Below are 26,811 nucleotides of genomic sequence, written 5' to 3' on the forward strand. Positions count from 1 at the left end.
TGCCCGCGGATTCGGTTTACCGTGTTGCAGTCCCTGGTCGCCCATCATGGCGTTCCCTGTAACCGCGCCGACCGGAGACCGGCGGGGCAACGCCGTCATCACGAGGAAAAGCCTTGAGCCGAAAGAAAGGCAACAGCAAGCGGAAGCCAAAATCCGCAAGCGGAAAAACCACGCCGAAGAAGAACACATCGGGCGCCGGCGCATCGGGACGCCCGCGTCGGCCACTGAGCCGGGCGAAGATCCGACGGCGCATTCACGCGGCCCTGTTCGCGGTATTCCTGGTGGCGCTTGCCGGCGCCATGTGGTGGGTGTCCAGCGCGCGTCAGGGCGATTTCCTGACGCTGGCCGAGCAGGGCACCGAGGCGATGCGCGCGCAGGTGGTTTCCGAGCCCTCGGCCGGGCGTGAACATGTGTCCGGATCGATCGATTACGACCATCGTTTCCCGTTGTCGGGGCCACACAATCCCACCTGGGTCGAGCCCGGCGTGTATGACGCGCGGCAGCCGATGGAGAAGCTGGTCCACGCGCTCGAGCACGGCAATATCGTCATTTATTACGATGAACCGGGCGCGGAGGTCATGGGCCGGTTACGCGAGTGGGCCGGGCTGTATGACAACCAGTGGTCGGGGATCGTGGTCACGCCGGCGGCGGGGCTGGGCGAGCAGATCGTCATGAGCGCCTGGACGAAAAGGCTGCAGCTGGAGGAATTCACGGCCGCACCGGCCGCCGCGTTTATTGACGCATACCGCGGGCGCGGTCCGGAGAATCCGGTCCGATGATGTGCCGGCGTTTGGATATGCGCGTGGGGTTACGCCGGCGCCAGTCGCCTCTGCGGTGGCTCGGCGTGGTCATGCTGGCGCTCGGATTGTCGGGTCCATGGCCCGGAACTGCGAACGTGGCGATCGGCGCGCCGAGTTTCGAGGTTGTGCTCCAAGACGGCGGTTCGCGCGAGGAAAACCGGACACTGTCGGCGAAGGCCGGCGACACGGTCGCGATACGGTTCCGTTCCGACCAGGCAGTAACGCTGCATCTCCATGGATACGATCGTGAACTGCGGGTACCCGCCGGCGGCGCGGCGACCATGCGGTTCGATGCCGCTATTCCGGGGCGTTTCCCGATCGAATTACACGGCGGCCACGGCCACGGCACCATTGTGTATCTCGAAATCCTGCCGGACTGACGTTTTGTCCGGCGGCGCGTGTTCTCGAGGCCTGTTCCTGTTCGTCCTGTCGGCACCGGTCGCACCGGCGTGGGGGCACGCGCTCGGTGGCCGCTACGATCTGCCTCTGCCGCTGGGCCTGTATCTCATGGGCGCTGGTCTGGCGGTGGCCTTTTCGTTCATCGGGGCCATCGCTTTGCTGCGCCCGGTCGGCGCGCGTGTGGCTCGCCGATTCGATCTGCTCGGCGCGGCGCCCGCGCGCGGCCTCCTGCGGCCACCGCTTGTGTGGGTCGGCCCGATCGCGGGGATCGCCGGTTTCCTGTTCATCGTCACGACCGCATTGTTCGGCAGTGCGCACGCGAGCGAGAACCCGGCGGTCACGCTGGTGTGGGTCGCCTTCTGGGTGGGTGGGGCCTACCTGAGCGTGGTGTTCGGGGACGCCTGGTGGCGCGCGCTCGATCCATGGCGTCACGGCTATCGCTTCTGGGAGCGATGGGCCGCTGGCCGTGGCTGGCGCCATCACCTCGGCTGGCCGGCCGCCGGCATGGGCCGTTGGCCGGCCGTTGTCCTGCTGGCGGGCGTTTTCTGGCTCGAACTGGTCTATCCCGATTCCGCGCAGCCGCCGACGCTCGCCGTGCTGATCCTGGCGTACAGCGCCGTGACCTGGACGGGCATGGCCCTGTTCGGGCCGGATCGCTGGTCCCGGCGGGGCGATCCCTTCGGTGCCCTGTTCCGCGAATTCGGCCGTCTGGCGCCCATGCGCTATCGGGCCGGTGGCGCGGGCGGGGAACCGTCACTGGAACTGCGCCCTCCCGGTGCGGGCCTGACACCGGCATCGCCGGTACATCGCTCGACCACCGCGCTGATCCTGCTGGTGCTCGCTGCGGTCTCGTTCGACGGCCTGTTGGCGACGCCCCAGTGGGCCGCCACCTGGCGCACGCTGACCGGGCTCGAGGGCGTCAGTACGCTCCTGCGCGCATTCGAACGGGCGGGCCTGAGCGGCTACGCCGTGATCTCAACGCTCGCTTTCGTTCTGACGGTGGGCGTGTTCGTGGGACTGTATGGTGCGGCCTGTGCCGGCATGGCCCGCCTGTTGCGTGGCGAGAGCGCATTCATTACCGGACGCATGGCCGATCTGTTCGCACCGTCGCTGCTGCCGATCGGTGTCGGCTACCACCTCGCGCATTATGTCTCCTACCTGCTGATCCAGGGGCAGCGGCTCATTGCGCAGGCGAGTGACCCGTTCGCCAGCGGAGCCGATCTGCTCGGCACCGCCGACTACCGGGTCGCGATCGATGTCATCTCACCGGGCACGGTCTGGTACCTCGCGGTCGCGGCCGTGGTCCTCGGTCATGTGATCGCCGTCTACGCCGCCCATCGCCTCGCACTCATGCACCTCGGCGACCGCCGCGCGGCCGCCATCAGCCAACTCCCGCTGATCGCCCTGATGATCGCGTACACGGTCTTCAGCCTGTGGCTGTTCGCCCAGCCGACCGTTGAGGCGGGATAAAAAGGCTTTTCACGCAGAGCCGCAGAGCACGCGAAGGAAGGTCAAAATCGGTTTCTCGCCAAGACGCCAAGCGCGCCAAGTAAGGCAAAAATAGAGAGATAAAAAAACAGAAGGGCGCGCATTGATCAGCGCGATAGAAATGCCTCCAGGGAACCTCTGGCCAAGTCCAGACAGCGTATTGAGGAATGGTGTAGGTCGGGCTTCTAGCCCGACAGATCAGGGGCTTACGAGTGTCGGGCTGTAAGCCCGACCTACAGGCCTCCCGATAATCGGAGGATCCCTGATCAGCGATGCCGCGTTGTGAGCTACCGAAGAAATCGGCGCGGATCAGGAGAATCACAGAGTGATTTTTATACTTTAACGATTTTCCTTGGCGCGCTTGGCGTCTTGGCGAGAAACCGATTTTGACTTTTCTCCGCGCCTCAGCGCCTCTGCGTGAGGCCGATTTTGACCTTCCTGCACTATCGCCGGATCAACCGTCGAGATCCGTGGCGGTGATCATTTCCAGCCAGTGGCGGACCGGCAACCCGGTGCCGGTCTGGATGTGGGTCAGGCAGCCGATGTTCGCGGTCGCGATCATCTCCGGTGCGCCTTTTTCCAGGTTCCGCACCTTGTCGCCGCGCAGCTGCTCGGCGAGTTCCGGCTGCAGGACGGAGTAGGTGCCCGCGGAGCCGCAGCAGATGTGCGGGTCGGCGACCGGCGTGAGTTCGAAGCCGATCCGCCGGAGCAGGTTCTCCACCCGGCCGCCGAGCCCGAGGCCGTGCTGCAGGGTGCAGGGCGCATGGAAGGCGATCCGTTTCGGGATGCCGTCGGCGGGGCGGAGCCGATCGGCGTAGGGCTCCAGCAGTTCGACCGGATCCACGGCCCGTTGCGTCGCCTGCTGCGCGCGCTCCGAATACGCGGGATCGGTGGCCAGCGCGTGCGCGTACTCGGCGACCTGGGCGCCGCAGCCGGTGGCGTTCACCACGATGGCGTCGGCGCCGGCGTCGAGTTCGGGCGCCCAGGCGTCGAGGTTGTGGCGGATCCGTTCGCGCGCCTTCTCGGGCGCGCCGAGGTGCTGGTCGATCGCGCCGCAGCAGCCGGCCGCGGGGGTGCGCACCGCCGCGATCCCGAGTTCGTCGAGTACACGGGCCGTATGGGCGTTGATGGCCGGGACGAGGGCGGGTTGTACGCACCCCTCGAACAGGATCACGCGGCGTGTCGCCGTGTTCGTCGCACTGGGCCAGGGTGCCCGACGGGCCGTCGGCACGTGGTGGCGCAGCATGGCCGGGATCAGCGGGCGGAACGTGCGGCCCAGCGTGAGCAGCGGTGTGAACAGCCGGCGGTGGGGCAGCACCGTGCGCAGCAGGCCGCGCATAATGCGCTCCTGGCGCGAGCGCGGTACGCGCTCTTCGACGATCTGGCGCCCGAGATCGGCGAGGCGCCCGTATTCGACGCCGGAGGGGCAGGTGGTCTCGCAGGCGCGGCAGGTCAGGCAGCGATCGAGGTGGAGCTGGGTGGTTGCGGTTGGCTCAGCGCCCTCCAGCACCTGCTTGATCTGATAGATGCGTCCGCGCGGGCTGTCGAGTTCGTCGCCCAGCAGGCGATAGGTCGGGCAGTTGGCGAGGCAGAAACCGCAGTGCGTGCACTTGCGCAGGATCGCGTCGGCTTCCTGGCCGGCCTCGGTATCGCGGATGAAGGGTGCGAGGTTTGTCTGCATGGTCTGGCCGATCTCGCGTCAGAGTTCCGGGTACATGCGGCCGGGATTGAGCACGCCGTGTGGATCGAACGCGCGCTTGAGCCGCTCGTGGAAGCGGGCCAGCGCCGGCTGCAGCGGCGTGAACACCGGTGTATCGGCAGCGCCGCCCCGGAACAGGGTGGCGTGTCCGCCGCGCGCCGTGGTCTCGCTGCGGATCCGTTCGGCGGGGGCATCCGTGCGCAGCCAGTGCAGCTGCCCGGCCCAGTCGATCACCCGGCGTCCAGGGAATTCCGGGGCCTGGCCGCCGGGCGGCAGCGAGACCCGCCATAAGGCTTCGGCAGTATCGTCCCGGAAAAATTCCGTCGTCTGGTCGCGCAGGCCGCTCCAGAACGCGTCATCGGCGGGGGTGTCGCCGCCGAGTGCGGCGGCGCCGGCGGTCACGGCTGATGCGGCGCCGGCCAGGCGAATCCAGGCACGAGCACCGTCATGGGCGGCCGCGGTGATTGGGGCGCCGTTGCGCAGCGCCTCCTCGACGCGGTCATGGAGGACTTCCGGCCCCATATCGAGGCATACCGTCCGCTCGGTCTCGGGGCGCGGCAGCACCTTGATCGAGATCTCGAGCACGACGCCGAGCGTGCCCAGGGCACCGACCGAGAGCCGTGAGACGTCATAACCGGCGACATTCTTGATGACTTCGCCACCGAAACGCCCGACCGTCCCGTTGCCGTCGACGATCCGTACACCGAGCACGTGATCGCGCAGTGCGCCCGCGAACGGCCGCCGCGGACCCGACAGGCCGGCAGCCAGGGCACCGCCGAGCGTGGCGGCACCGTCGAACCGTGGCGGCTCGAACGCGAGCATCTGGCCATTGTCCGCGAGCAGTGCTTCGAGTTCCGCCAGCGGCGTGCCGGCGCGGGCGGTCAGCATCAGTTCGGTCGGCTCGTAGTTGAGCACGCCGCGATGACCGGTGACGTCGAGCGTCTCGCCGCGCACGGGGTGTCCGTAGAACGGCTTCGAGCCGCCGCCGCGGACCGCCAGCGGCGTGCCGCTCGCGGCGGCGTCGCGCACACGCGCCGCGATCGCCTCAGTCTGGTCGTTGGCTTCGCTCACGGTCCGGTCAGTATCGTTCGAGTTCGGGATGGGCCACCTCGCCGTGATGCACATGCATGGCGCCGAACTCCGCGCAGCGGTTCAGGGTCGGAATGGCCTTGCCGGGGTTGAGCAGGCCCGGTGGATCGAACGCGCGCTTGATCGCGAAGAAGGTCTCGCGCTCGGTGTCCGAGAACTGGATGCACATCTCGTTGATCTTCTCGACGCCGACGCCGTGCTCACCGGTAATGGTGCCGCCTTTCTCAACGCAGAGCTCGAGTATGCGCGCCCCGAACGCCTCGGCCTGCTCGAGCTCGCCCGGGGTGTTGCCATCGTAGAGGATCAGCGGGTGCAGGTTGCCGTCGCCGGCGTGAAACACGTTGACCACGCCGAGTCCGTGCTCGCGGCCCATGTCCGCGATCCGCGTCAGGACATCGCCCAGGTGTTTGCGCGGGATGGTCCCGTCCATGCAGTAGTAATCGGGCGAGATCCGCCCGGCCGCCGGGAACGCGGCCTTGCGACCGGCCCAGAAGCGGGCGCGCTCGTCGGCGTCGCGCGCGACGCGCACTTCCGTCGCGCCGCTTTCGCGCAAAAGGGCGTCGACGCGTTCGGTGTCGGCAACGACCTCCTCGGTGCCGCCATCCAGTTCGCAGATCAGGATCGCCGCCGCATCGGTCGGGTAGCCTGCATGCACGAAGTCTTCCGCCGCCTTGATCGCCGGACCGTCCATCATCTCCAGGCCGGCGGGGACGATGCCCGCGGCGATCAGTCCGGCGACGGCATTGCCCGCGGTCGCGGCGCTGTCGAAAGCGGCCAGCAGGACCTGTTTGGTCAGCGGCTCCGGCAGCAGGCGCACGGTCGCCTCCAGGATCACGCCGAGCATGCCCTCGGAGCCGTGCATCAGGGCGAGCAGGTCGTAGCCGGGCGTGTCGAGCGCCTGCGATCCGACCGTGATGACGTCGCCCTCGATGGTGGCGAGCGTCACCTCGAGGACGTTGTGCACGGTCAGGCCATACTTGAGGCAATGCACGCCACCGGCGTTCTCGGCGATGTTGCCGCCGATGGAACAGGCGATCTGCGAGGAGGGGTCGGGGGCGTAGTACAGGCCGTGCGGCGCGGCGGCCTCGCTGATGGCGAGGTTGCGCACGCCGGGCTGTACCCGCGCCATGCGCCGCTCCGGGTCGAGTTCCAGCACCTGATTGAAGCGCGCCATCGACAGGAGGACGCCCTGCGGATGCGGCATGGCGCCCCCCGAAAGGCTCGTGCCGGAACCACGGGCGACCACCGGGACGCCCAGTTCATGGCAGGTGGCAAGGACCGCCTGGACCTGTTCGATGGTGTCGGGTATTGCCACCACGAGCGGCAACTGGCGGAAGGCGGACAGACCGTCGCTCTCGTAGGCGCGGCGCTCGGCCTCCTCGATCACCAGCGCCCGCTCCGGCAGCAGCACGCGCAGCCGCTCGATCACCTGTGGGGCCTGCACCGCGAATGCGGTGTCGTCGCTGTGGTATGGCGTTGCCGCGGTCATGCCTCGATTGTACGCCCTGCGGGCCGGGGATCACGAGCCGGCGGCGGAGACACCGCCGCCGGCAACGGCTCCCTGCGCGTCACTTGCCCCCGTAGACCTCGTTGGGCAGCCAGGTCACCAGCGACGGGAAGATGATCACGAGGATCAGCGCCAGCGCCTGCAGCGCCAGGAAGGGCAGCGCCGCGCGGAAGATGGTGCCCATCGTGATCCACGCCGGGGCCACGCCGCGGATATAGAACAGCGCGTACCCGAACGGTGGACTGAGGAACGACATCTGCATGTTCACGAGGTACACCACGCCGAACCACAGCGCCAGATCCCCGGGGTTCACGCCCGGCAGGCCGAACACGCCGTCGAACGTCATCGACTCGATGATCGGGATGAAGATCGGCACCGCCAGCAGAAGGATCCCGACCCAGTCGAGGAACATGCCGAGCAGGATCAGAAGGATCATCATGATCATGAGAATGCCGTACGGGCCCAGTCCGGTCCCCTGGATCATCTCGATCACGAATTCCTGACCGCCGGTGCGGATGTAGAAGCCGACGAAGATCGTGGCGCCGAAGATGATCCACATCACCATCGACGTCGCCTTGAGCGTGGTCATCGCCGCCGTGTGCAGGTTCGGCCATGTCAGGCGTCCGTGCAGGGCCGCGACGACCATGGCCCCGAGGGTGCCGATGCCGGCCGCCTCGACCGGCGTCGCCAGTCCGGTGAAGATGACGCCGAGCACGATGACCACGAGCGCGATGGGCGCGATCATGTTGCGGAGCAGGCGGATCTTCTCACTCATGCTGACGCGGTCCTCGACCGGCAGGGAGGGGGCCGTGCCGGGTTTGAGGGTCGCGCGGATCCAGATGTACAGGGCGTAGAGACCGGCGAGCAGCAGCCCGGGGACGATCGCCCCGATGTACAGTTCGCCCACGGACTGCTGGGCGACCACGCCGTAGATGATGGCCAGGATCGAGGGCGGGATCAGGATGCCAAGCGTACCCCCGGCCATGACGGACCCGAGCGCGATCTTCGGATCGTAATTGCGCGCCAGCATGGCCGGCAGCGCGATCAGGCCCATCGTGACCACCGCCGCGCCGATCACGCCGACCATCGCCGCGAGCAGCGTGGAGGCCGCGACGGTCGCGATCCCCAGGCCGCCCTTCAGCGCGCCCAGCCACTTGTAGGCGACGTCGAAGAGCTCATCGATAAGACCGGCTTTCTCCAGCACCGCCGCCATGAAGATGAACAGCGGGATCGCAGAGAGCTGGTAATTGGTCATCAGCGGGAAGATGCGCGACGGCGTGATGTGCAATGCCGCTTGGTCGCTGATGAGGTAGAGGAAAACGATGCCGAGCCCGCCGGTCACGAACGCCAGCGGCAGGCCCGCCATCAGCAGCACGATCAGCGTGCCGAACATGATGACGGTGAGCCAGCCGATGCTGACGTTCTCCAGCAGCGCCTCCATGCTGACCGGCGCCTCGCGCGGGAAGTACATTACCGTATTGATGCCCTCGCCGATGGCGATGAGCGCGATGATCCCGCCGGCGATCACCAGCCCCCAGCCGAGGCGGCGGTTGCCGTCGCCGGCCGCCATCGCGATCCGGAACGACTGCCAGTCCTTGATCAGGCGGCAGATGCCCTGAATCAGCAGCAGCAGGCCGCCCAGGAACATGCTGAACTTGATCGGGTAGTACTGGATCGACCACTCGCTGAACGATACTTCGTTGCGGTAGCCGGTGGCCCAGAAATAGTCGTCCGATGCCATGGAGTTGGCGAAGAAGTTCCACGCCGTGCTCGTGAGGACGACCGCGAAGATGAAGAAGAAAACCGAGGTCAGGATATCGAGGGCGGACTTGGTGATCGGGCGGAGTCCCGCGTAGATCACGTCCACGCGCACGTGACCGTCCTCGCGCAGCGTGTAGGCCCCGGAGATCAGGTACTGCATGCCGAACATCAGGAACATGGACTCGTGGGCCCAGTTCGTCGGCGAGTTGAAGCCGTAGCGGGCGACGACCTCGTAGGTGTAGATGAAAGGCGCGAGCAGTGACCAGTACGCCACGTAACGACCCGTGAAACCGGATATCCGGTCCACGGTCCGGGTGACGATGTTGCCGGCAACGCTGACGTGGCTCGTGCTCTCCGGTCCCGGAGCGACCTGGTCGGTCTGCGACTCGGCGCCACCGCTGGGGGTGCCGCCGCGACGATAACTGCGGTCCACGAGATACATGACCACGAGCGGGCCAATCAGCAGCAGGGACCAGTACAGCCAATGGGGCATCTGCCAGGAGAGCTGGAGATCGATCATCGTGCGCCTCGCAGGGAAGTGGATCAGAACGGGGCCGTGCCATTACTGGCACGGCCCCGTGCGGATCCGTTTATTGTGGTAGCGGATCGTCTCGCTGGATCAGATATCCAGCGAGTAGTCCTTCACGTCTTCGTCGGTAATGACCGCGATGGACGGATCCTTCATGGTCTCGAGATGGATCTTGAAGAGCCGGGCGGCGTCTTCGTCCTTGTTGGCCCACTCGAACCATTTCGGGATGGCCGCCTGACGGAAGCGTGCGGCGTCTTCCTCGCTGAGGTGGATGACCTCGACGCCGGCCTCCTCGTATTTCGGCCATGCCTTGCGGTTGGCCTCCTGGATCGCCGCATAGTGCTCGCGCGAGTAAGCGGCGACCAGGTCGCGCATGACGTCCTGCGTCTGCGAGGACAGGCGGTTCCAGGTGCGCTTGTTGATCGCGATATCCATCAGGTCGACCGGCTGGTGCAGGCACGGGGTCGAGGTCGGACCCATGATGATGTAGTCGGTCACCTGGTGGAACCCGAGCTCGTAGTTGACGGCCGGGCCGACGAAGTCGGCGGCGTCGATCGTGCCCTTCTCGAGCGCCGGATAGACCTCGGAACCGGGCAGCAGGGTCGTGCGCACCCCGACCGAGGCGAAGGTCTCGGCGACGATGCCGCCCGGGAAGCGGATCTTCTTGCCCTTGAAGTCATCGAAGCTGCGCAGCGGCTCCTTCGAGTGGATCAGGTTCATGTCGTGGTGGACATGCCCCAGGAACTCCATCCCGAATTTGCCGTACAGGTCGTTGACGAACCCGTGGCCGCCATAGGCGCCGTACATGATGTCCCAGTGGTGGGGTACGGACAGTGCCATCGGGTAGGAGCTGAAGAATACGCCCGCGGGCATCTTGCCGGCCCAGTACACGGTGAACATGTTCTGGCCCTCGATGACCCCGTCGCGGACACCATCGACCAGCGAGAAATCACCGACGATCGAGCCCGCGGGATGCGGTTCGATCCGGACCTCGCCGTGGGTCAGTTCCTGGACGCGCTTGGCCCAGTTCTCGAACGTCTTGTAGCCGACGGTTCCGGGCTGCCAGGAACTCTGGATCCGCAGCCGGATACCGTTGCTGTCCTGGGCGTTGCCGATGGCCGGCGCGCCGAGGATCGCACCGCCCGCGCCCAGCGCGGCACTCTTTTTCAGGAAACCACGCCGGGACGAACTGACGTTGTCCTCGTGCGCTGAATTCTGGTCGACACGATCATCTTTCTGGTCTTTCATGCCTTACACCTCCAGATTGGCCGCGACATGCCGCCGGGTAACGGGAGCGTGCGGCTGTCCTTCGACGGACGGCCCCATATCAATGTCCCGTTCCCGGATGGTTGATGGCAGCGGCCTCGGGATATAGCGATCGTCGGGAGGCGCGCTGCCGGCAGGCGGGAAACGGTTGCGTTATCGTTGTTCCGGCTGCCCTCCTGCATGAACTCTGATGCCCATGTGCCGGCGACCTGTCGCGGACGGTTTGCCGCATGGGCTGGCGCGCACAGACATCGGCCATGTGGACCGAATCATCTGGCGCGAGTCTATTGTGTATCAGAGCATCCCCGCGGCGGCAAATCGAATGCAGCCATACACCGGGTGCGTGATCAGTCCCGATATGCCTGAACGGCGTCAGTCCGGGCCTGAGCTCCGGGTCGAGGCGCGACCAGGGCATGCGCTCTCGCGGTCCGGCGTTGCCCGGGGCGGGCGGGCCTGGGTCCGAGTCCCGAGCGGTTGCGCAACGGTCGTACACGCCGTTTCAGCGGGTTACACTTGGCGTCATGAGCGCATCCAGTGAACCCGGGGATCGGCCACGCGTCGGTCTGTTCGTGACCTGCCTGGTCGATCTGTTCCGTCCCGGGGTGGGTTTCGCGGCGGCGACGCTGATCGAACAGGCGGGCTGCGAAGTGGTCGTCCCCGAGCAGACCTGTTGTGGCCAGCCGGCCTACAACAGCGGCGACCGTGGCGATGCGCGGGTGCTTGCCGAACAGGTGATCGCGAACTTCTCGGGGTGCGATTACGTAGTAGTGCCATCGGGGTCCTGTGCCGGCACCATTCGCGAGCACTATCCACGGTTGTTTTCCGAAGCGGAGGAGCCCGAGGCGCACGCCCGGGCGATGGCTCTCGCGGCCCGGACCTGGGAGCTGGCCGCATTCCTGGTCGATGAACGCGGCCTTGAACTCGACGGCGTGCGGTTTGATGGCACCGTGACCTACCACGATGCCTGTGCCGGACTGCGTGAACTGCACGTGCGCGAGCAGCCGCGCCGCCTGCTGCGCCAGGTCGCTGGACTGACCCTCTCGGAGTCCGAAGGCTGCGAGGAATGCTGTGGTTTCGGCGGCACCTTCTGCGTCAAATACCCGGAAATATCGACCCGCATGGTGAGCGATAAATGCCGCCGCTTCGCGGCGAGCGGGGCCGATACGGTGCTGGCGGGCGATCTGGGGTGTCTGCTGAACATCGCCGGCCGCCTCAGCCGCGAAGGTCATGAACTCAAGGCACGGCATGTCGCGGAAGTTCTCGCCGGCATGACGGATGCGCCCGCGATCGGCGAAGCGGACGAAACCCTGCGGTAAATTGCCGCGAATATACGGATCGGTGCAGGTCCGCCGGAATGCCGGACGGATCGGATGACCGCCGATCGACCGGGTGTGAGTCGAAACGGCCCGCCCACTGGGACAGCGCGATGGAAGTCGAGAGCAAGCGTTTCAAGCCGGCCGCGCGCGCGGCGCTTCTGGATCCGCGTCTTCAGAGTGCGCTGGAAAACATCCAGAAGGGGTTTCCCGGCAAGCGTGCGCGGGCGATCGATGGTCTGCCGGAGTGGCCCGAGATCCGCGAGCATGGGACGGCGATCCGCGACCATACGATCGCCCATCTGGACACCTACCTCGAACGGTTCGAGCGGCGGGTCACGGACAGCGGCGGGCAGGTGCACTGGGCCACCGGCCCGGCGGAAGCGTGCAGTGCCATCGCCGCGATCTGTCGCGCCGCCGGTGCCCGCACGGTCGCCAAGGGCAAGTCCATGGCGACCGAGGAGATCGGGCTCAACGATCACCTGGAAAGCGAGGGTTTCACGCCGATCGAGACCGATCTCGGCGAGTACATCCTGCAGCTGCGCGGCGACCACCCGAGCCACATCATCGCGCCGGCAATCCACCTCAAACGCGACCAGATCTACGAGGCCTTCAAGGCGCACCACGATCCGGCCATGTCCTCGAACTCCGACGGACATGCCGAGCTCCAGGCAGAGGCGCGCCGCGTCCTCCGCCAGCGGTTCCTGGACGCCGACGTGGGGATTACCGGGGCGAATTTCTGTATCGCCGAGACCGGCAGTACCGTGATCGTGACCAACGAGGGCAACGGCGATCTGTCCCAGGCGCTGCCCCGGGTACATATCGTCGTCGCGGGCATCGACAAGGTCGTGCCGACCCTCGAGGACACGAGCACGCTCCTGCGCCTTCTGGGGCGGTCCGCGACCGGTCAGGACATCACCGTCTACACCACGTTCTCCACCGGGCCGAAGCGCCAGGAGGATCTCGACGGCCCGGAAGAATTCCATGTGGTGCTCGTGGACAACGGCCGCTCCGACATGCTCGGTGGCGAACTCGAGCCGATGATGCGCTGCATCCGCTGCGGGGCGTGCATGAATCACTGCCCGGTCTACGGCGCCGTCGGCGGACACGCCTACGGCTGGGTCTATCCCGGGCCCATGGGCGCGGTGCTGACGCCACAGATGGTCGGTATCGAGAACAGCGGCGACCTGCCCAACGCCAGCACCTTCTGCGGCCGCTGTGCCGAGGTCTGTCCGGTGAAGATCCCGTTGCCCGACCTGATGCGGCATTGGCGCGAGCGGGAATACGAGGCCGGTTATCAGCCCGCGGCCGCGCGCTGGGGAATCGGCATCTGGGCGTGGATCGCCCGTCGTCCCCGCCTCTATCACCGCATGGCGCGGATCGGGGCCCGTATGCTGCGCTTGATGGGGCGACGCCGGGGCCGGATCGTGCGCATGCCGTTGGCCGCTGGCTGGACGTCCAGCCGGGATCTGCCGGCCCCCGCTGGCCGTACCTTTACCGATCAATGGCGTGACCGGGGGCGATCCCATTGAGTGGACGCAACGATATCCTGGGCAATATCCGTGCGCGGCTCGGGCGCGATGCGGACAATCCGGCGCCAGTGGATGAACGCATTGCCACGCACGCGCCGGGACCCCTGCCGGCCCGCGGCGAGGGAACCGCCGAGGAACTGCGGGCGCGCTTCGTGGAAATGGCCCGCAAGGCCAGTGCCGACGTCGAGCAGCTGGGCGCGATCGAGGAACTGCCGGGACTCGTCGGCGGTATCTGCGGCGCGCATGGCTTTGATGCGGCCGCAGCGATCGCCCCCCATCCGTCGCTCGACGCGCTGAGCTGGGCGGACGCGGGTATCGCGATCGAAGCGCGCCGCGGCCAACCCGATGACCGGCTTTGTGTCAGCCATGCTGTCTGCGGCGTGGCCGAGACCGGTACTCTCGTGCTGGCTTCGGGGCCGCAGAGCCCGATCACGCTGAATTTTCTGCCGGATGTGCATGTGGTCGCCATTCCGGCGGAGGCGATCGTCGGCACGTACGAGCATGCCTGGAGCCTGATGCGCGCGCGCGGTGCCATGCCGCGTGCCGTCAACTGGATTACGGGTCCATCGCGTTCGGCCGATATCGAGCAGACTCTGCAGCTGGGCGCCCACGGACCGATCCGGCTCGTGATCGCGCTCTACGGGTGAGTCCACCAGCCACCGGGGGTGGCCAGTCGGTACCGGGGGCTCATGTCTCGATGCTCGGCCCCGCTGTCGTGCGCCCAAAGGCCGTATCGAAAGGCGCCGGTCGCCCCCAGTAGAAGCCCTGGAATCGTTCGCAGCCCCTCGCGCGCAGCAGCGTCAGCTGCTCCCCGGTCTCGACACCCTCCGCGACCACGCGCAGTCCGAGTCGGCCCGCCATGGCGATGATCCCTTCGACGATGGCGCCATCGGCGGGATCCACATCGAGATCGCGTATGAAACTGCGATCGATCTTGATGGTGTCCACCGGCAGGCGTTTGAGATACGTCAGCGAAGAATAGCCCGTACCGAAATCATCCACGGCAAAGGCGATGCCGCGGCGACGCAGCCGTTCCATTTTGTCGATCGTGGACGTCACGCGATCGATCAGCACACTCTCGGTGATCTCGAACACGATCCGGCGGCCGTCTATCCCGGTGTGATCCAGCGTCTCCTCGACGTGACGTGCAAAGCCCGGATGGTGAAATTCCTGGGCGCTGACGTTGATGGAGATCGGCAGACCCGCCGCTACGGGGCCGAATTCGTGCAGCCGCTGACAGACCTCGCCGAAAACCCAGCGCCCGATCGATATGATCAGGCCATCGTCTTCGGCCAGCGGTATGAATCGATCGGGCGGGATCAGGCCGCGTTCCGGATGTTGCCAGCGTAACAGTGCTTCCGCACCGAGTACCGTGCCGTCGGCCTGCACGACAGGCTGGTAATGCAGCAACAGTTGATCCCGCTCCAGCGCGAACCGCAGGTCATGCTCCAGGTTGGCCGTGTCGTGGCCCGCGGGGTCGTCCGCCACGTCGTAGAACCGGGCCTCTCCACGCAGTTCGCGCTTGACGCTGTACATCGCCGTGTCGGATTGGCGCAGCAGTTCTTCCGCCGGGGCGTTGTCCTGGGGGAAAAGCGTGATACCGAGGCTGGCTGTCAGCCGAACCGCGCCCTGCGGGGTTTCGAACGACTCCTGCAGGGCCGCCAGGATCTTGTCGCACACCGCCCGCGCGGCCTTGGCGGCGAGTTCCTCCGTGTCGGCGACCTCGCGCAGCAGGAGGATGAATTCGTCACCGCTGAGGCGGGCGACCGTGTCCTCGTCCCGCAGGCTGGCGACCAGGCGTTCGGCGACCCGGGACAGGACATGGTCACCGGCGGCATGACCGAGGCGGTCATTGATGCGTTTGAAGTGATCGATATCGAGGAATACCAGCGCCCCGAAACGCCCGTGACGCCGTGCGGCGCGGAGTGCCTGTTCGAGACGGTCGGCCAGGAGTCGGCGGTTCGGCAGCCCGGTCAGGGCATCGTAGTAGGCCTCGCGGTGCAGCGCTTCTTCCGCCCGCTTGCGCTGGGTGAAATCCTCGATAATGCCCACGCCGCCCAGACTTGAGTCATCCGGCCCCCGGACCGCGTTGAAAAAGGCGCGCAATGGCGTGCCGTGGGCATCCGCGTCGGATCCCCAGGTGTCCTCGTAATATCCCCAGCCGGTGCGGAGCGATGCCCTTACCGCCGAGGCCATGCGGGCATCCCCGATATCGTCGAGCATGCTGGTCGCGACCATCTCCGGGCCGGTCCGGCCGAGGATTTCGGCCAGCGGCTCGTTGCAGTCGAGGACGATGCCGTTGGCGTCGTAGTGAACGATGCCCAGCGGACTCTGGTGGAACATCAGCCGATAGCGGGATTCGCTCTCATGGAGTGCCGCCTCGCTCAGGCTCTTTTCAATCCGCAGACGGATATTCTCCCGCAGCGTCCGGTAGAGATGGCGGTTGGCCATGACGAGGGTCAACAGCAACACCAGCAGCATCGCGAGAATGAGATGGGCATGGGTCGTCCCGGCCAATGCGAACTGGTAGGCGAGCGGCAGCAGCGCCGGGACAATGAAGGCCACGCCCGTGACCGAGATCGATGAAATCACGGTGATCGCGCCGGCCGCCAGGCCGGCGAACATGATGGTCAGGATGGCCTGGTTGGTGAAATACGCATCGGGGAACAACTGGAACGCGCCGATGCTCCAGGTGACGCCATAGACCAGCGCGGCGAACGCGGCCGCCGTGAGCCATTGGCGGTGCGGACCACCGCGGGTGGCGCGATGGTGGTAGATCACGATCGCGGCGGCCCAGAGGATCGAGACCATGAGCAGCAGTCCGAACCAGCCGAGCAGCCTTGCGTGATCGATCACCGCCCATTGCGCTGCCACCAGTGCGACGCCGATGGCGCCGCCGAGGCCCACCAGGAGATAGGCCTGAGACCAGAACAACCGCGTCTGCTCGCTCTGAACCCGCGCCTCGAGTGAGTCCACCGCCTCGCTCGCGGACAGGCGCAGGTCGCGTTCAATATGCGAACTCAGGTCGTACACACGGCCCTCCGGACGGGTGAGCGTCTGTCTCTCGATCAGCACGGGACGGCGGATCATGCCGGCAGTCGATGCGCATGCCGGCAGGGTTCAGCCGCTTCATGTTGACATGTCATGGGTTCGGATGGGTAGGAAACGCCTCAGTCGCGGGTTTCGGTCGGTCCGGGATCGACTATGCTCGGAGGGACATCGTGACGAATGCCCCGCAGGACTTCGAAGGGCACTCGGTCCCGGAATCGAACAACTGAATGGAGCAGGGGATGAACGACGAGTCGCTGGTCAACTCGCTGATGCAGTATCAATTCTTTGCGGGTCTTGCATCAGAGACCGTGGAATTTCTCGCGGCGAATGCCACGGTCACGAACCTGGAAAAGGAGGCGATCCTGTTCGAGCACGGGCAGACGGCCGATAGGTTTTACCTGATCCGCGCCGGCCGGATCACGGTCGGGGTGCCCGCGATCGAAGGACCCTCCCTGGAGGTGCAGGCGCTGGGTGCTGGCGAAGTCCTCGGGTGGTCATGGCTGATTCCACCGTACCGATGGAATTTCCGGGGGCGGGTCATCGAAGTCACCGAGGTGGTCGAATTCGACGGGAAGCCGATCCTCGAGCGCTGCGAGCGCGATCCCGCTTTTGGTTACCCGCTGATGAAGCGCTTCGCCGCACTGATGTCGGAACGCCTGGAGGCCGCCCGCCGCAGGATGATGGACGAGTGGAATCCCGCGGGGTTCGCCTGAGCCTGGCGGCAGGCGGCAGGCGGCAGGCGGCAGGCGGCAGGCGGCAGGGCCAAGGGCCGAGGGCCGAGGGCGAAGGGCCAAGGGCCAAGGGCCAAGGGCCAAGGGCCAAGGGCCAAGGGCGTCCGGTCGGTTCGGTCGTTCCGTTAACCGTTTCGGTCTGCCGCCTTGAGTGCGGCGATCCGTTCCTCGATCGGCGGATGGGACATGAACAGGCGCTTGAGGCCCTGGCCGACGCCTCCACTGATCCCGAACGCTTCCACCTCGTCCGGCAATGTCGACGCGACACGGTTCTGGCCCAGGCGCTGGAGTGCGGCGATCATGTTGCGCCTGGAGGAGAGTTCCGCGCCGCCACGGTCGGCCCCGTACTCGCGCCAGCGCGAGAACGCCATCACGATGATCGAAGCGAGGACGCCCAGCACGACCTGGGCCAGCAGGGTCGCGATCCAGAAACCGGGTCCGTGGCCGCTCTCGTTGCGCAACAGGACGCGGTCGATGAAGTGGCCCACCAGGTGCGAGAGGAAGACGACGAAGGTATTGACCACGCCCTGGATGAGCGTGAGCGTCACCATGTCCCCATTCGCCACGTGGGTCACCTCATGACCCAGAACGGCTTCCGCTTCGTCGCGGGTCATGCCCCTGAGCAGGCCGGAACTGACGGCCACCAGGGCGGCATTGCGGCGCGCCCCCGTCGCGAAGGCATTGATTTCGGGGGCGTCGTAGATCGCCACTTCCGGCATGCCGATCCCGGCCGCCCGGGCCTGGCGCTGGACGGTATCCAGCAGCCAGCGCTCCGCCTCGTTGCGGGGCGTATCGATGACGCGGCAGCCGGCCATCCGCTTCGCCATGGTCTTCGACAGCGCCAGCGAGATCAGCGATCCGCCGAAACCGATGACCACCGCGAGGATCAAAAGGGCACCGAAATCGATGCCGATCTGTTGCTCGTCGAGGATGCCGCTGAAGCCGAGAAGCCCGAGGACGACGCTCAGCACCAGTACGATGGCGATGTTGGTGGCGACGAACAGCAGTACGCGTTTACCCATTCTCCCGAGCTCCTGACCGTGATGGAAAATCAATGGGGATGGCGGTTACCGTTTCAAGTTCTTCGGCGATCGCGACCGGACCGTTTCTTTTGGGCCGTGATCATCCGCCGGGTCTGTACCGCCGAGACGCCGCCAGCGGGATCGACGCAGTGACCGAGTATTTCGAAACCTTCGATGAGGAAGGCCGTCCGGCGGGGCGAGTGGCGCGGCCGCGGGTCCATCGGTACGGCCTTTGGCATCGGGCGGTCCACGTCTGGCTGTTCCGTTCCGACGGACGCGTCTACGTGCAGCGCCGAGCCCCCGACAAGGACGTTTCACCCGACTGTCTTGACGTGAGTGTAGGCGAGCATCTGCAGCCCGGTGAGGATTTCCGGGACGCGGCCTATCGCGGTCTTGCGGAAGAGCTTGGTGTGGTCGGAATCACGCCGGTTGCGCTCGGCGGGGAACGCAGGGTTACTCAGCATCGCCCCGGACTCGACATCCATGATCGGGAGATTCAGCAGGCGTTCCATGTCCGCTACGACGGGGAAGTGGCCCCCGAGCCGACCGAGATCGCGACCCTGGAACTGTGGACGATGGAGCGTCTCCGGGCGGCGGTGGCGCGGTCACCGGAGGCGTTCACGCCCGGTCTGCGCGCCGATCTGGCCGATCTCGATCTGCCCTGATGCGAACGCTCACAGGTGGAGATCGTAGAAATAGTATGCTTCATCGCGCACCCACCCCTCGTCCTCGTACAGGGCCTGGGCACTGACGTTGTCGATGCCCGTGGACAGCGTCAGCAGGGATGCGCCGCTGCGAACCCCGAGCGCACGCGCTTCGCGCAGCAGCATGCGAGCGACACCGCGGCGACGGAATGCCGGGGCCACGTAGAGATCGTGCAGGATCCAGGAGCGTGCGAGCGCGATCGAGTCGAGCGTCGGGAACAGCTGCGCGAATCCGGCGATGCCGTCGTCCGCGACCGCGCAGATCAGATGGGCGTCACCGTTTTCGAGGCGATTTTCCAGAAACCGCCGGGCGGCGGCCGGGTCGGACGGCTGTTCGTAGAACTGGCGATAGGCGTCGAACAGTTCGGTGACGGTATCGAGGTGTTCCAGGGTTACTTCTTCGATGCGCACGGCGGACTCCCCGTTTGGACGTTGCGGTGGTCCCGTTTCCGGAGCGCGTGTCCACCGGCTGCGGGTCATGCGGGACAGGGACGAAAATCTGATTCGTGAATCAGATCATGCCAGAATCGGGGTCGCCTGGCGCGGCCCGTATGGTGGCCGGCGCCTCCATCCGCGGGTCAGCAAGGGGAGATCGCCGTGCCGCTGTACCACCCGTCCATCTACGACACCACGGTCTCGGCCCCCAGCTACTGGGAGGAAACGGCAGGCTCGTTGCGCGGGGAGTGGCCGGCACTCGAGGGTGATCAAGGCTGCGATGTCGCGATTATCGGTGGCGGATTCACCGGCCTGTCGGCCGCCCTGCATCTCGCTCGCGATCACGGCATCGATGCCCGCGTGCTGGAAGCCGGACCCATCGCCTGGGGGGCGTCGGGGCGCAACGGCGGCTTCTGTCTGATCGGTGCGACGAAGCTCTCCATCACCGCGATGGTGCGCCAATACGGTCTGGAAGAGACGCAGCGTTTCTATGCGGCGCAGCAGGAAGGCGTGGATCTGGTATGGGACCTTTGCGAGCGCGAAGGGATCGAATGTGATCGCTGCGGTGACGGCACGTTCGCGGTGGCGCATACCCCGCGCCGGTTCGACGAACTGCGTGCGGAAGGGGATGACCTGACACGCATCTTCGGCATTCCGACGCGGCTCTACTCGCGTGAAGCGTTCCGTGAAATCGGCCATGGCGGCACCGAGCAATACGGTGCCCTGCATATTGGCAAGGGATTCGCGCTGCACCCGCTCAAACTGGCGCTCGGTATCGCGGCCGCCGCGGCGCGTCGAGGCGCCACGCTTCACGGCAATAGCGGCGTACGGGAGTGGACGCGCGAAGGGGCGACCCATGTCCTGCACACCTCCGGTGGGCGGCTCCGCGCGCGACGGGTGATCGTGGCGACCAACGGCTACTGGCGCGACGGTCTGCATGGGTCGTTCGACGGACGGGCGCTGCCAGCCCTCTCGAACATCATCGTAACGCGGCCGCTTATTGAGGAAGAACTGGCGCGAGAGTCGTACCGGACCGCGACCCCCATCCACAACACCCGCACGCTGCTGTTCTACTATCGCCTGCTGCCGGATCGCCGGATCCTGTTCGGGGCGCGTGGTGACACGACGGGGCGCCCGGCCGACGGCGAGCGCATGCGCGCCTGGATGACCCGGCGCCTCGGCGAGGTGTTCCCGGGCTGGTGCGATGTCCCGATCACGCATTTCTGGCGCGGACTGGTCTGCGTGACGCGCCGTCTCGCGCCGTCGATCGGACGTCTGGATGACGACCCGAGCGTCTGGTACGGCTTCGGCTATCACGCGAACGGCGTCAATACGGCGCCCTGGACAGGCATGCGGCTGGCACGCGCGGTCGCCGGCGAGGTCGAAGCGACGGAGGTCGCCCCGGCTGTCATGCGCGGGCTTCCGGCGCGCTTCCCGTTGCCGGCCCTGCGCCTGTGGGCCCTGCGCGGTGCTTATCTGTACTATCGCTTTCAGGATCGTCGTTAGCCGCGGTGTTCGGGCATCGAGGTCGTGCGTTTTCGTTCGCGGACGGCCAGGGCGGCGATCGCGATCGCGATGGCGCCGAAGGTCACTACGAATACGAGCGGGAACCCAACCGGCCCGAAGGCCGACATGGCGCCACCCACCACCGAGGATCCGGCGATGCCGCCCACGCCCCACATGGCCGCGAAGGCCGCATTACCGGTGACCAGCGTCATGCCGGCGAACGATTCGCCGAGGCGGACCAGCGCGAGCATGTAGATCGCGTAGTAGACACCGCCCCAGAGGAACACGGCGAACGCGAACAGCCACGGGGTGGTCACCGTGAAGGGCATTGCCGCGGCGCTCAACGCGGCGGCCGCCGAGCAGGCGATCATGACCATGGTCCGCGGTACGCGATCCGCGACCCACCCGATCGGGTACTGCAGGCTGACGCTGCCGGCGATCATCACGATCAACAGGATCGTTCCTGTTTGCTCCCCGTAGCCATGCGCGAGCGCGTAGATCGGCAGGAACGACATGGCGCCTTCATCGGCGAGCGCGACGGCCGCGGTCAGCACCAGTAGCAGCGGCGCCATGCGCAGGAATGCGAGTACCGGCACGGTGCGCTCGCCGGCGGGCAGCGTCGGCAGCGATCCGCGTACCGCCAGCAGCGGCAGCAGGGCCAACAACGGCAGCGCGGCGCCGATCAGGAACGGCGCCCAGCCGCGGCTGCCCACGATCGCAAGCAGGGCGGGGCCGAGCGCGAAACCGGCGGAAAGGACGGCGGAATAGAATCCGATAATGCGCCCGCGGTGGTTGTCGCTCGCGATCTGGTTGATCCAGCTCTCGTTGACGACAAGGATGCAGCCGAGCGCGATCCCCGTCAGCAAGCGCAGCGGCATCCACAGCCAGGCGTCCTGCGTTGCGCCGATCGCGAGCAGGCAGGCGGCCGACGTGATGAGACTGGCCACGGTCAGATCGCGGCCGCCGAAACGGCGCATCAAGCGGGGCGCCAGCGGGGCCGATACGATCATACCGACGGGCATCGTGGCGGCGTTGATGCCGATCAGCCACTCGGGCACGTCCATACGGTTCAGGATCAGCGCCAGCAGGGGATAGGTGAGCCCCTGCATGATCGTGAACACGGTCGCGCAGGCCGTGATGGCGAAGGCGAGGCGCCAGATGTGTCGGGGGTTTCCGCGAGAGGTCATTTCAACGCCGGGCGTGTTACGGGAACGGCGTGATCGTACACGCGCGTCCGTTCGGATGCCTCTGGTGCGGGGGGAGGTATCGTGATGGTGCAGCCAAAGCACCCATGGGTTCGCGAGGCCGTCGATAGGCCGGTTTCATCGCCCGGAGTGGTGCCAAATCTGCGGTTCAGCCGGGTATTGAAACGTAATCAGGGTCATACCCTGTAAAATCCGGTAAGAACTCAATCCAGCCGGATCGTCCAGCCGGCCGGCGCCAGGGGAGTCCGCCGAATGCCGCCATTCGAGAACGTGTTCTACGAGATCAGCGCCATCCTCGCGCTCGCGACCGCCGCCGGTGCGGCCGCGCTGTTACTGCGGCAGCCCCTGATCGTGGCCTTCATTGCCGTCGGTATCGTCGCGGGACCGGCCGGCATGGAGTGGGTGTCCGCGACGGATCAGATCGATCTGCTCGCCCGGATGGGCATTGCGCTGCTGTTGTTCGTGGTTGGCCTGCGGCTGGACCTGCACGTGATCCGCACGGTGGGGCCGGTGGCGCTCGCGACCGGGCTGGGGCAGGTCTTCTTCACCGCGGTGGTCGGTTACCTGATCGCCGTGGCACTGGGTTTCGCGCCCATACCGGCACTGTACATCGCCGTCGCGCTGACATTCTCCAGCACGATCATCATCGTCAAGCTGCTGTCGGACAAGCGCGAGCTGGACACGCTGCACGGGCGCATCGCCGTAGGCTTCCTGATCGTGCAGGACATCGTCGTGGTACTGGTGATGATCGGCCTGACGGCGCTCGGGACCAGCGGTGCCGCCACGAGTCCCGCGCTGGAAGTCTTCCTGGTTTTGCTCAAGGGGGGCGCGATGCTCGCCGTGCTGGCGGCATTGATGCGCTGGGTGTTGCCCCCGCTGCTGAGGCGCCTCGCCCATTCCGGGGAGCTTCTGCTGTTGTTCGCCATCGCCTGGGCGGTCGTGTGGGCGACCGCCGGCGACATGCTCGGTTTCAGCAAGGAGGTCGGCGCGTTCCTGGCCGGTATTTCGATCGCCTCCACCCCGTACCGGGAACTGGTGGCCGCGCGCATGACCGGGCTGCGGGATTTCCTGCTGCTGTTTTTCTTCATCGATCTCGGCGCCGGGCTCGACCTCGCGGCGCTTGGCGGGAACCTCATGCCGGCCGCCGTGTTCTCGGCATTCGTGCTGATCGGCAATCCGCTGATCGTCGTACTGATCATGGGCTGGATGGGGTATCGGCGCCGCACCGGTTTTCTTGCGGGCCTGACCGTGGCGCAGATCAGCGAGTTCTCGCTGGTGCTGGCGGCATTGGGGCTGAGTATCGGCCATATCGATCGTGACACCGTGGGCCTGATTACCCTGGTAGGGCTGGTCACGATCAGCGCATCGACCTATATGATCCTGTACTCGCATCGCCTGTATCTGGTGATTGCTCCCTGGCTCGCCGTTTTCGAGCGCCGCGTGCCTTATGCCGAAACGCGGCTGCAAAGCGAGGCGGCGGAAGGCCCGGATGTGATCCTGTTCGGTCTTGGCCGCTTCGGATCCGCGGTGGCCCGGATACTCACGGACCGGGGCGTGCGCGTACTCGCGGTTGATTCGGACCCGGACCGCGTGCGCGCGCGCAGTGGCCATGGTTTCGAACTGCGCTACGGCGACGCCGAGGATCCGGAATTCGTGGGGTCACTGCCGCTGGATCGGGTACAGTGCGTGGTCAATACACTGCGTGATCGACACGTGAATCGTGCGTTGCTGCACGGCATCGAGCGCAGCGGCAGCCGTCCAAGGGTCGTGCTGACCGCCGATTCGGATGCGGAAGCGGAGGCCCTGCGCTCCCGCGGCGCCGATATTGCTCTGGTGCCCTACAGTGATGCGGCGAGGGACGCGGCAGACCGGATTCTCGCGACGGCGGAGCCGGAGCCGGTCGATGCCTGACCGGTCGTTTGCGGACGGAGATGATGATGCAGCGATTTACCAGCGTGCTGTTCGTGGTCACCCCGGATGCGGACGATACATTCGCGTTCGAGCGTGCACTGCGCCTCGCGGAGGCGAATCAGGCCCGGTTGACGGTAGTGGATCTGCAGCAGGGTCCCGACATACCCGTTGGCCGCATGCCGGAAGGGCTTTCGAGCGAGCGTCTGCGTGCGGTGCTGGCCGGAATGAGCGGCGACCGGCTTCAGCAGTACATCGATGCTGCCGACGGGCGTGTCGATATCGACACGCGGACGCTTGACGGGATCGGCTTCGTCGAGGTGATCCGGGCCGTCCAGGCCGGCGGCTATGATGTGGTCATGAAGGCGGCCATGGAATCCGGAAGCCGGCGCCGTTACCTGTTCAGCAGTTTCGACATGCATCTCCTGCGCAAATGCCCGGTGCCGGTTTGGCTTATCAAACCGGAGGTCGGCGAAGAGCGGTATCGGCGCGTGCTCGCGGCGGTCGACGTGGATCCAGACGCTGCCGCGAAGATGGACCCCTCCCTGAACCGCCGTATTATCGAGACCGCGGCGTCACAGGCGCTCGCGGACGGCGCCGAACTGCACGTCGCGCATGCGTGGGAGCCGGCCTACGAAGGGGTCCTGCGCAGCCGCGGCGTGTTCTCGGGAGAGACCGAGGCGCAGCGGTACGTCGAGTCGGAGCGTCAGGCGCATCAAGCGGCATTCGATCGGCTTGCCGCCGACATGCCCTCCTGGGTCGGCGGTGAGACCTGTGACTGGCTTCAGCCCGTATTCCATCTCCGTCAGGGCCAGGCCGGCACGGTGATCCCGGGACTGGCACAGGAACTGGGAGTCGGGCTCGTGGTCATGGGAACGGTCGGTCGCACGGGCATTGCCGGGCTGCTGATCGGAAACACGGCGGAGACCATCGTCGAAGGCATTGCCTGTTCCCTGCTCGCCGTCAAGCCGCCGGGATTCCGTTCACCGATTGAAGCGTGATACCCGCAACCCGCCCGCCGACAACACCCGATTGTTTCGGCGCGCGGCAGGCCATCGACGGGATCATCAGCACCTGGACAGGACGCGCGGATGGATACGGCCGCTCAGCTGATATTCGGCGTCGGCGCACTGCTGCTGGTCAGCGTGCTGGCCAGCCGCATTACCGACCGGCTCGGCGCACCGCTGCTGCTCGTCTTTCTGGTGATCGGCATGCTCCTGGGCGAGGACGGCCCTGGCGGGATCGTCTTCAACGATATCGATGGCGCATTCGTGCTGGCGAGCCTCGCGCTGGCGGTCATCCTGTTCGACGGGGGGCTGCGCACGCCGCGTGCAATCTTCCGTCTGGGGCTGCAGCCGGCCGTCGCGCTGGCGACGGTGGGGGTTGTCGTCACGGCCACGATCACCGGCGCCGCCGCCATGTGGATATTCGATGTCGGCCCGATGGTCGGGCTGATGATCGGCGCAATCGTCGGTTCCACGGACGCGGCGGCCGTATTCTATCTGCTGCATGCGCACGGGCTTGAGATCAACGAACGCCTGCGCGCGACCCTGGAAATCGAGTCCGGTAGCAACGATCCCATGGCGGTGTTCCTGACGCTCGCCGTGATCGAACTGCTCCGGGTTCCGGGGGCGGCCGGCGGATGGGAAATGCTCGCCTGGTTCCTTTGGCAATTCGCGGGCGGCGCGGTCTTCGGTGTGGTTGCCGGCCTTGCGATCGCTGCGCTCGTCAATCGTGTCAGCCTGACCGAGTCGTTTTATCCGATTCTCGTGCTGGCATCCGGTCTGGCCGTTTTCGGCCTGGCCGGTAGCCTTGGCAGCAGCGGTTTTCTCGCTGCCTATGTCGCCGGTGTGGTGGCCGGCAACCGCATGCGCCGCTCGCGTCACGAGGTCCGTCGGTTCCACGATGGCATGGCCTGGCTGAGTCAGGTGGGTCTCTTCCTCATGCTCGGTCTACTCGTGACGCCTTCGGAGTTGATCCCCGTGGCGCTGCCGTCGCTTGCACTCGCGGGTGTGCTGATCCTCGTCGCGCGTCCGCTCGCAGTGGGCATTTCGCTCCTGCCGTTCCGGTTCAATCTGCGCGAGCAGGCATTCATCTCCTGGGTCGGGCTACGGGGCGCGGTACCGATCGTGCTGGGCCTCTATCCGCTCCTCGCGGGCATCGCCGAGAGCCGCACGGCGTTCAATATCGCCTTCTTCGTCGTCCTTATTTCACTCCTGATCCAGGGCTGGACAGTCGCACCGGCGGCACGGCGACTGGGTCTGCAGTTGCCGTCGCGCGCGATCGGCAGACGCCTGATGGAGCTCGATGCGCCGGGTCTGCAGGGCCGCGAGCTCGTGGTCTACCGGGTGATGCCCGCGGCACCGGCCGTAGGCTTCGAGGTGCGCAATCTGCCATTGCCGGCGGATGTTCGATTGATGACCGTCGTGCGCGACGAGGAGCCGCTGGCATTCCCGGAGAGCGAGATTCTCGCGGCACGCGATCACGTCTATCTGCTCGTTTGGCCTGCCGAGCTGCCCGAACTCGAGCACCTGTTCGGTGTCGAGCCAGCCGCGGGACCGCGACCCGAGGGCTTCTACGGGACGTTCACCCTGCGCGGTGATGCGCGCCTGGTAGACGTGCTGTCGCTCTACGGCGTCGAGCCTCCCGCCGTCGACGCCGATCGTACGCTGGATCAGTTTCTGCGTGCGCGGTTCGGCCGGCGGGTCGCCGTGGGCGACCGCGCCCATCTGGGGCGTGTGGATCTGATCGTGCGGGAAGTCGAGGCGGGCCGGGTCGTCGAGGTTGGTCTACGTTTCCGCGACGATTACGACAGCGAGACCTGACGGCACGCCGATGAGTACGGTGACGATCCGACTGTTCTGTC

The 26,811-nt window shown here is 66.4% G+C and carries 21 protein-coding genes; 12 read left to right on the forward strand and 9 right to left on the reverse strand.

What is annotated here, in order from left to right; translation table 11 throughout:
* The first annotated feature begins 113 nt into the window (after positions 1 to 113).
* The 3 genes from A0W70_RS08850 to A0W70_RS08860 are packed head-to-tail and all read left to right on the forward strand — an operon-like array spanning position 114 to position 2,669.
* Positions 114 to 779 carry a thioredoxin-like domain-containing protein gene (locus A0W70_RS08850; RefSeq protein WP_217495420.1) on the forward strand — a complete coding sequence of 222 codons (666 nt, stop codon included), beginning with the start codon at positions 114 to 116 and terminating at the stop codon, positions 777 to 779.
* A 17-nt stretch (positions 780 to 796) separates the two neighbouring features.
* Entirely contained in the window at positions 797 to 1,180 is a 384-nt protein-coding gene (locus tag A0W70_RS08855) for a hypothetical protein (RefSeq protein WP_139150810.1), read from the forward strand.
* Between the two features lie 4 nt (positions 1,181 to 1,184).
* On the forward strand, positions 1,185 to 2,669 hold the full coding sequence (locus tag A0W70_RS08860) for a hypothetical protein (RefSeq protein WP_070988985.1): 1,485 nt from the start codon (positions 1,185 to 1,187) through the stop codon (positions 2,667 to 2,669).
* 472 nt (positions 2,670 to 3,141) lie between these two features.
* Here A0W70_RS08860 and glcF read toward each other — a convergent pair whose 3' ends face one another.
* The 5 genes from glcF to dctP all read right to left on the reverse strand — a co-directional run bounded on the left by glcF (position 3,142) and on the right by dctP (position 10,520).
* A complete protein-coding gene (gene glcF, locus A0W70_RS08865; RefSeq protein ID WP_070988986.1) occupies positions 3,142 to 4,368 on the reverse strand; it encodes a glycolate oxidase subunit GlcF in 1,227 nt (408 codons plus the stop codon).
* A gap of 18 nt (positions 4,369 to 4,386) precedes the next feature.
* A complete protein-coding gene (gene glcE, locus A0W70_RS08870) occupies positions 4,387 to 5,457 on the reverse strand; it encodes a glycolate oxidase subunit GlcE (protein WP_070988987.1) in 1,071 nt (356 codons plus the stop codon).
* A 7-nt stretch (positions 5,458 to 5,464) separates the two neighbouring features.
* On the reverse strand, positions 5,465 to 6,964 hold the full coding sequence (locus tag A0W70_RS08875; protein WP_070988988.1) for an FAD-linked oxidase C-terminal domain-containing protein: 1,500 nt from the start codon (positions 6,962 to 6,964) through the stop codon (positions 5,465 to 5,467).
* A gap of 79 nt (positions 6,965 to 7,043) precedes the next feature.
* On the reverse strand, positions 7,044 to 9,263 hold the full coding sequence (locus A0W70_RS08880) for a TRAP transporter large permease subunit (RefSeq protein ID WP_245675843.1): 2,220 nt from the start codon (positions 9,261 to 9,263) through the stop codon (positions 7,044 to 7,046).
* A 99-nt stretch (positions 9,264 to 9,362) separates the two neighbouring features.
* Positions 9,363 to 10,520, reverse strand: coding sequence for a TRAP transporter substrate-binding protein DctP (dctP, locus tag A0W70_RS08885; RefSeq protein ID WP_070988989.1), 1,158 nt, complete (start codon positions 10,518 to 10,520; stop codon positions 9,363 to 9,365).
* A gap of 539 nt (positions 10,521 to 11,059) precedes the next feature.
* Here dctP and A0W70_RS08890 point away from each other — a divergent pair.
* The 3 genes from A0W70_RS08890 (at position 11,060) to A0W70_RS08900 (ending at position 14,030) form a co-directional block, all read left to right on the forward strand.
* A complete protein-coding gene (locus A0W70_RS08890; protein WP_070988990.1) occupies positions 11,060 to 11,854 on the forward strand; it encodes a (Fe-S)-binding protein in 795 nt (264 codons plus the stop codon).
* A gap of 110 nt (positions 11,855 to 11,964) precedes the next feature.
* Complete coding sequence (locus A0W70_RS08895; RefSeq protein ID WP_070989095.1) at positions 11,965 to 13,383, forward strand: LutB/LldF family L-lactate oxidation iron-sulfur protein; 1,419 nt, start codon at positions 11,965 to 11,967, stop codon at positions 13,381 to 13,383.
* On the forward strand, positions 13,380 to 14,030 hold the full coding sequence (locus A0W70_RS08900; protein WP_083330891.1) for a LutC/YkgG family protein: 651 nt from the start codon (positions 13,380 to 13,382) through the stop codon (positions 14,028 to 14,030). Before A0W70_RS08895 ends, A0W70_RS08900 begins: the two co-directional genes overlap by 4 nt.
* Positions 14,031 to 14,070: 40 nt before the next feature.
* Here the strand turns inward: A0W70_RS08900 and A0W70_RS08905 are convergent, their stop codons facing one another.
* On the reverse strand, positions 14,071 to 16,473 hold the full coding sequence (locus A0W70_RS08905; RefSeq protein ID WP_083330892.1) for a putative bifunctional diguanylate cyclase/phosphodiesterase: 2,403 nt from the start codon (positions 16,471 to 16,473) through the stop codon (positions 14,071 to 14,073).
* A gap of 200 nt (positions 16,474 to 16,673) precedes the next feature.
* On the opposite strand from A0W70_RS08905, the gene A0W70_RS08910 reads away from it, so the two are divergent.
* Entirely contained in the window at positions 16,674 to 17,147 is a 474-nt protein-coding gene (locus A0W70_RS08910; protein WP_070989097.1) for a Crp/Fnr family transcriptional regulator, read from the forward strand.
* A 143-nt stretch (positions 17,148 to 17,290) separates the two neighbouring features.
* Here the strand turns inward: A0W70_RS08910 and htpX are convergent, their stop codons facing one another.
* Positions 17,291 to 18,187, reverse strand: a complete 897-nt coding sequence (htpX, locus tag A0W70_RS08915; RefSeq protein ID WP_070988992.1) for a protease HtpX — start codon at positions 18,185 to 18,187, stop codon at positions 17,291 to 17,293.
* Positions 18,188 to 18,336: 149 nt separating this feature from the next.
* On the opposite strand from htpX, the gene A0W70_RS08920 reads away from it, so the two are divergent.
* Complete coding sequence (locus A0W70_RS08920; protein WP_175443091.1) at positions 18,337 to 18,852, forward strand: NUDIX hydrolase; 516 nt, start codon at positions 18,337 to 18,339, stop codon at positions 18,850 to 18,852.
* A 9-nt stretch (positions 18,853 to 18,861) separates the two neighbouring features.
* Here A0W70_RS08920 and A0W70_RS08925 read toward each other — a convergent pair whose 3' ends face one another.
* Positions 18,862 to 19,302 (reverse strand): GNAT family N-acetyltransferase, encoded by a 441-nt coding sequence (locus tag A0W70_RS08925; protein WP_070988994.1) that lies wholly within the window; start codon positions 19,300 to 19,302, stop codon positions 18,862 to 18,864.
* Positions 19,303 to 19,488: 186 nt separating this feature from the next.
* Between A0W70_RS08925 and A0W70_RS08930 the strand changes: the two genes are divergently transcribed.
* A complete protein-coding gene (locus A0W70_RS08930) occupies positions 19,489 to 20,832 on the forward strand; it encodes an NAD(P)/FAD-dependent oxidoreductase (protein ID WP_175443092.1) in 1,344 nt (447 codons plus the stop codon).
* Here A0W70_RS08930 and A0W70_RS08935 read toward each other — a convergent pair.
* Positions 20,829 to 22,019, reverse strand: a complete 1,191-nt coding sequence (locus tag A0W70_RS08935) for an MFS transporter (RefSeq protein WP_070988995.1) — start codon at positions 22,017 to 22,019, stop codon at positions 20,829 to 20,831. The two genes, A0W70_RS08930 and A0W70_RS08935, sit on opposite strands and share 4 nt — an antisense overlap.
* A 270-nt stretch (positions 22,020 to 22,289) precedes the next feature.
* Between A0W70_RS08935 and A0W70_RS08940 the strand changes: the two genes are divergently transcribed.
* From A0W70_RS08940 to A0W70_RS08950, 3 genes are all read left to right on the forward strand, one after another.
* Positions 22,290 to 23,948 (forward strand): cation:proton antiporter, encoded by a 1,659-nt coding sequence (locus A0W70_RS08940; protein WP_070988996.1) that lies wholly within the window; start codon positions 22,290 to 22,292, stop codon positions 23,946 to 23,948.
* Positions 23,949 to 23,974: 26 nt separating this feature from the next.
* The gene (locus tag A0W70_RS08945; RefSeq protein ID WP_070989099.1) at positions 23,975 to 24,946 is read left to right on the forward strand and encodes a universal stress protein; all 972 of its coding nucleotides are present in this window, start codon (positions 23,975 to 23,977) and stop codon (positions 24,944 to 24,946) included.
* 90 nt (positions 24,947 to 25,036) lie between these two features.
* Entirely contained in the window at positions 25,037 to 26,770 is a 1,734-nt protein-coding gene (locus A0W70_RS08950; protein ID WP_070988997.1) for a potassium/proton antiporter, read from the forward strand.
* Positions 26,771 to 26,811 lie beyond the last annotated feature (41 nt).

This window comes from Halofilum ochraceum (genome assembly GCF_001614315.2).
Lineage (GTDB): Bacteria > Pseudomonadota > Gammaproteobacteria > XJ16 > Halofilaceae > Halofilum > Halofilum ochraceum.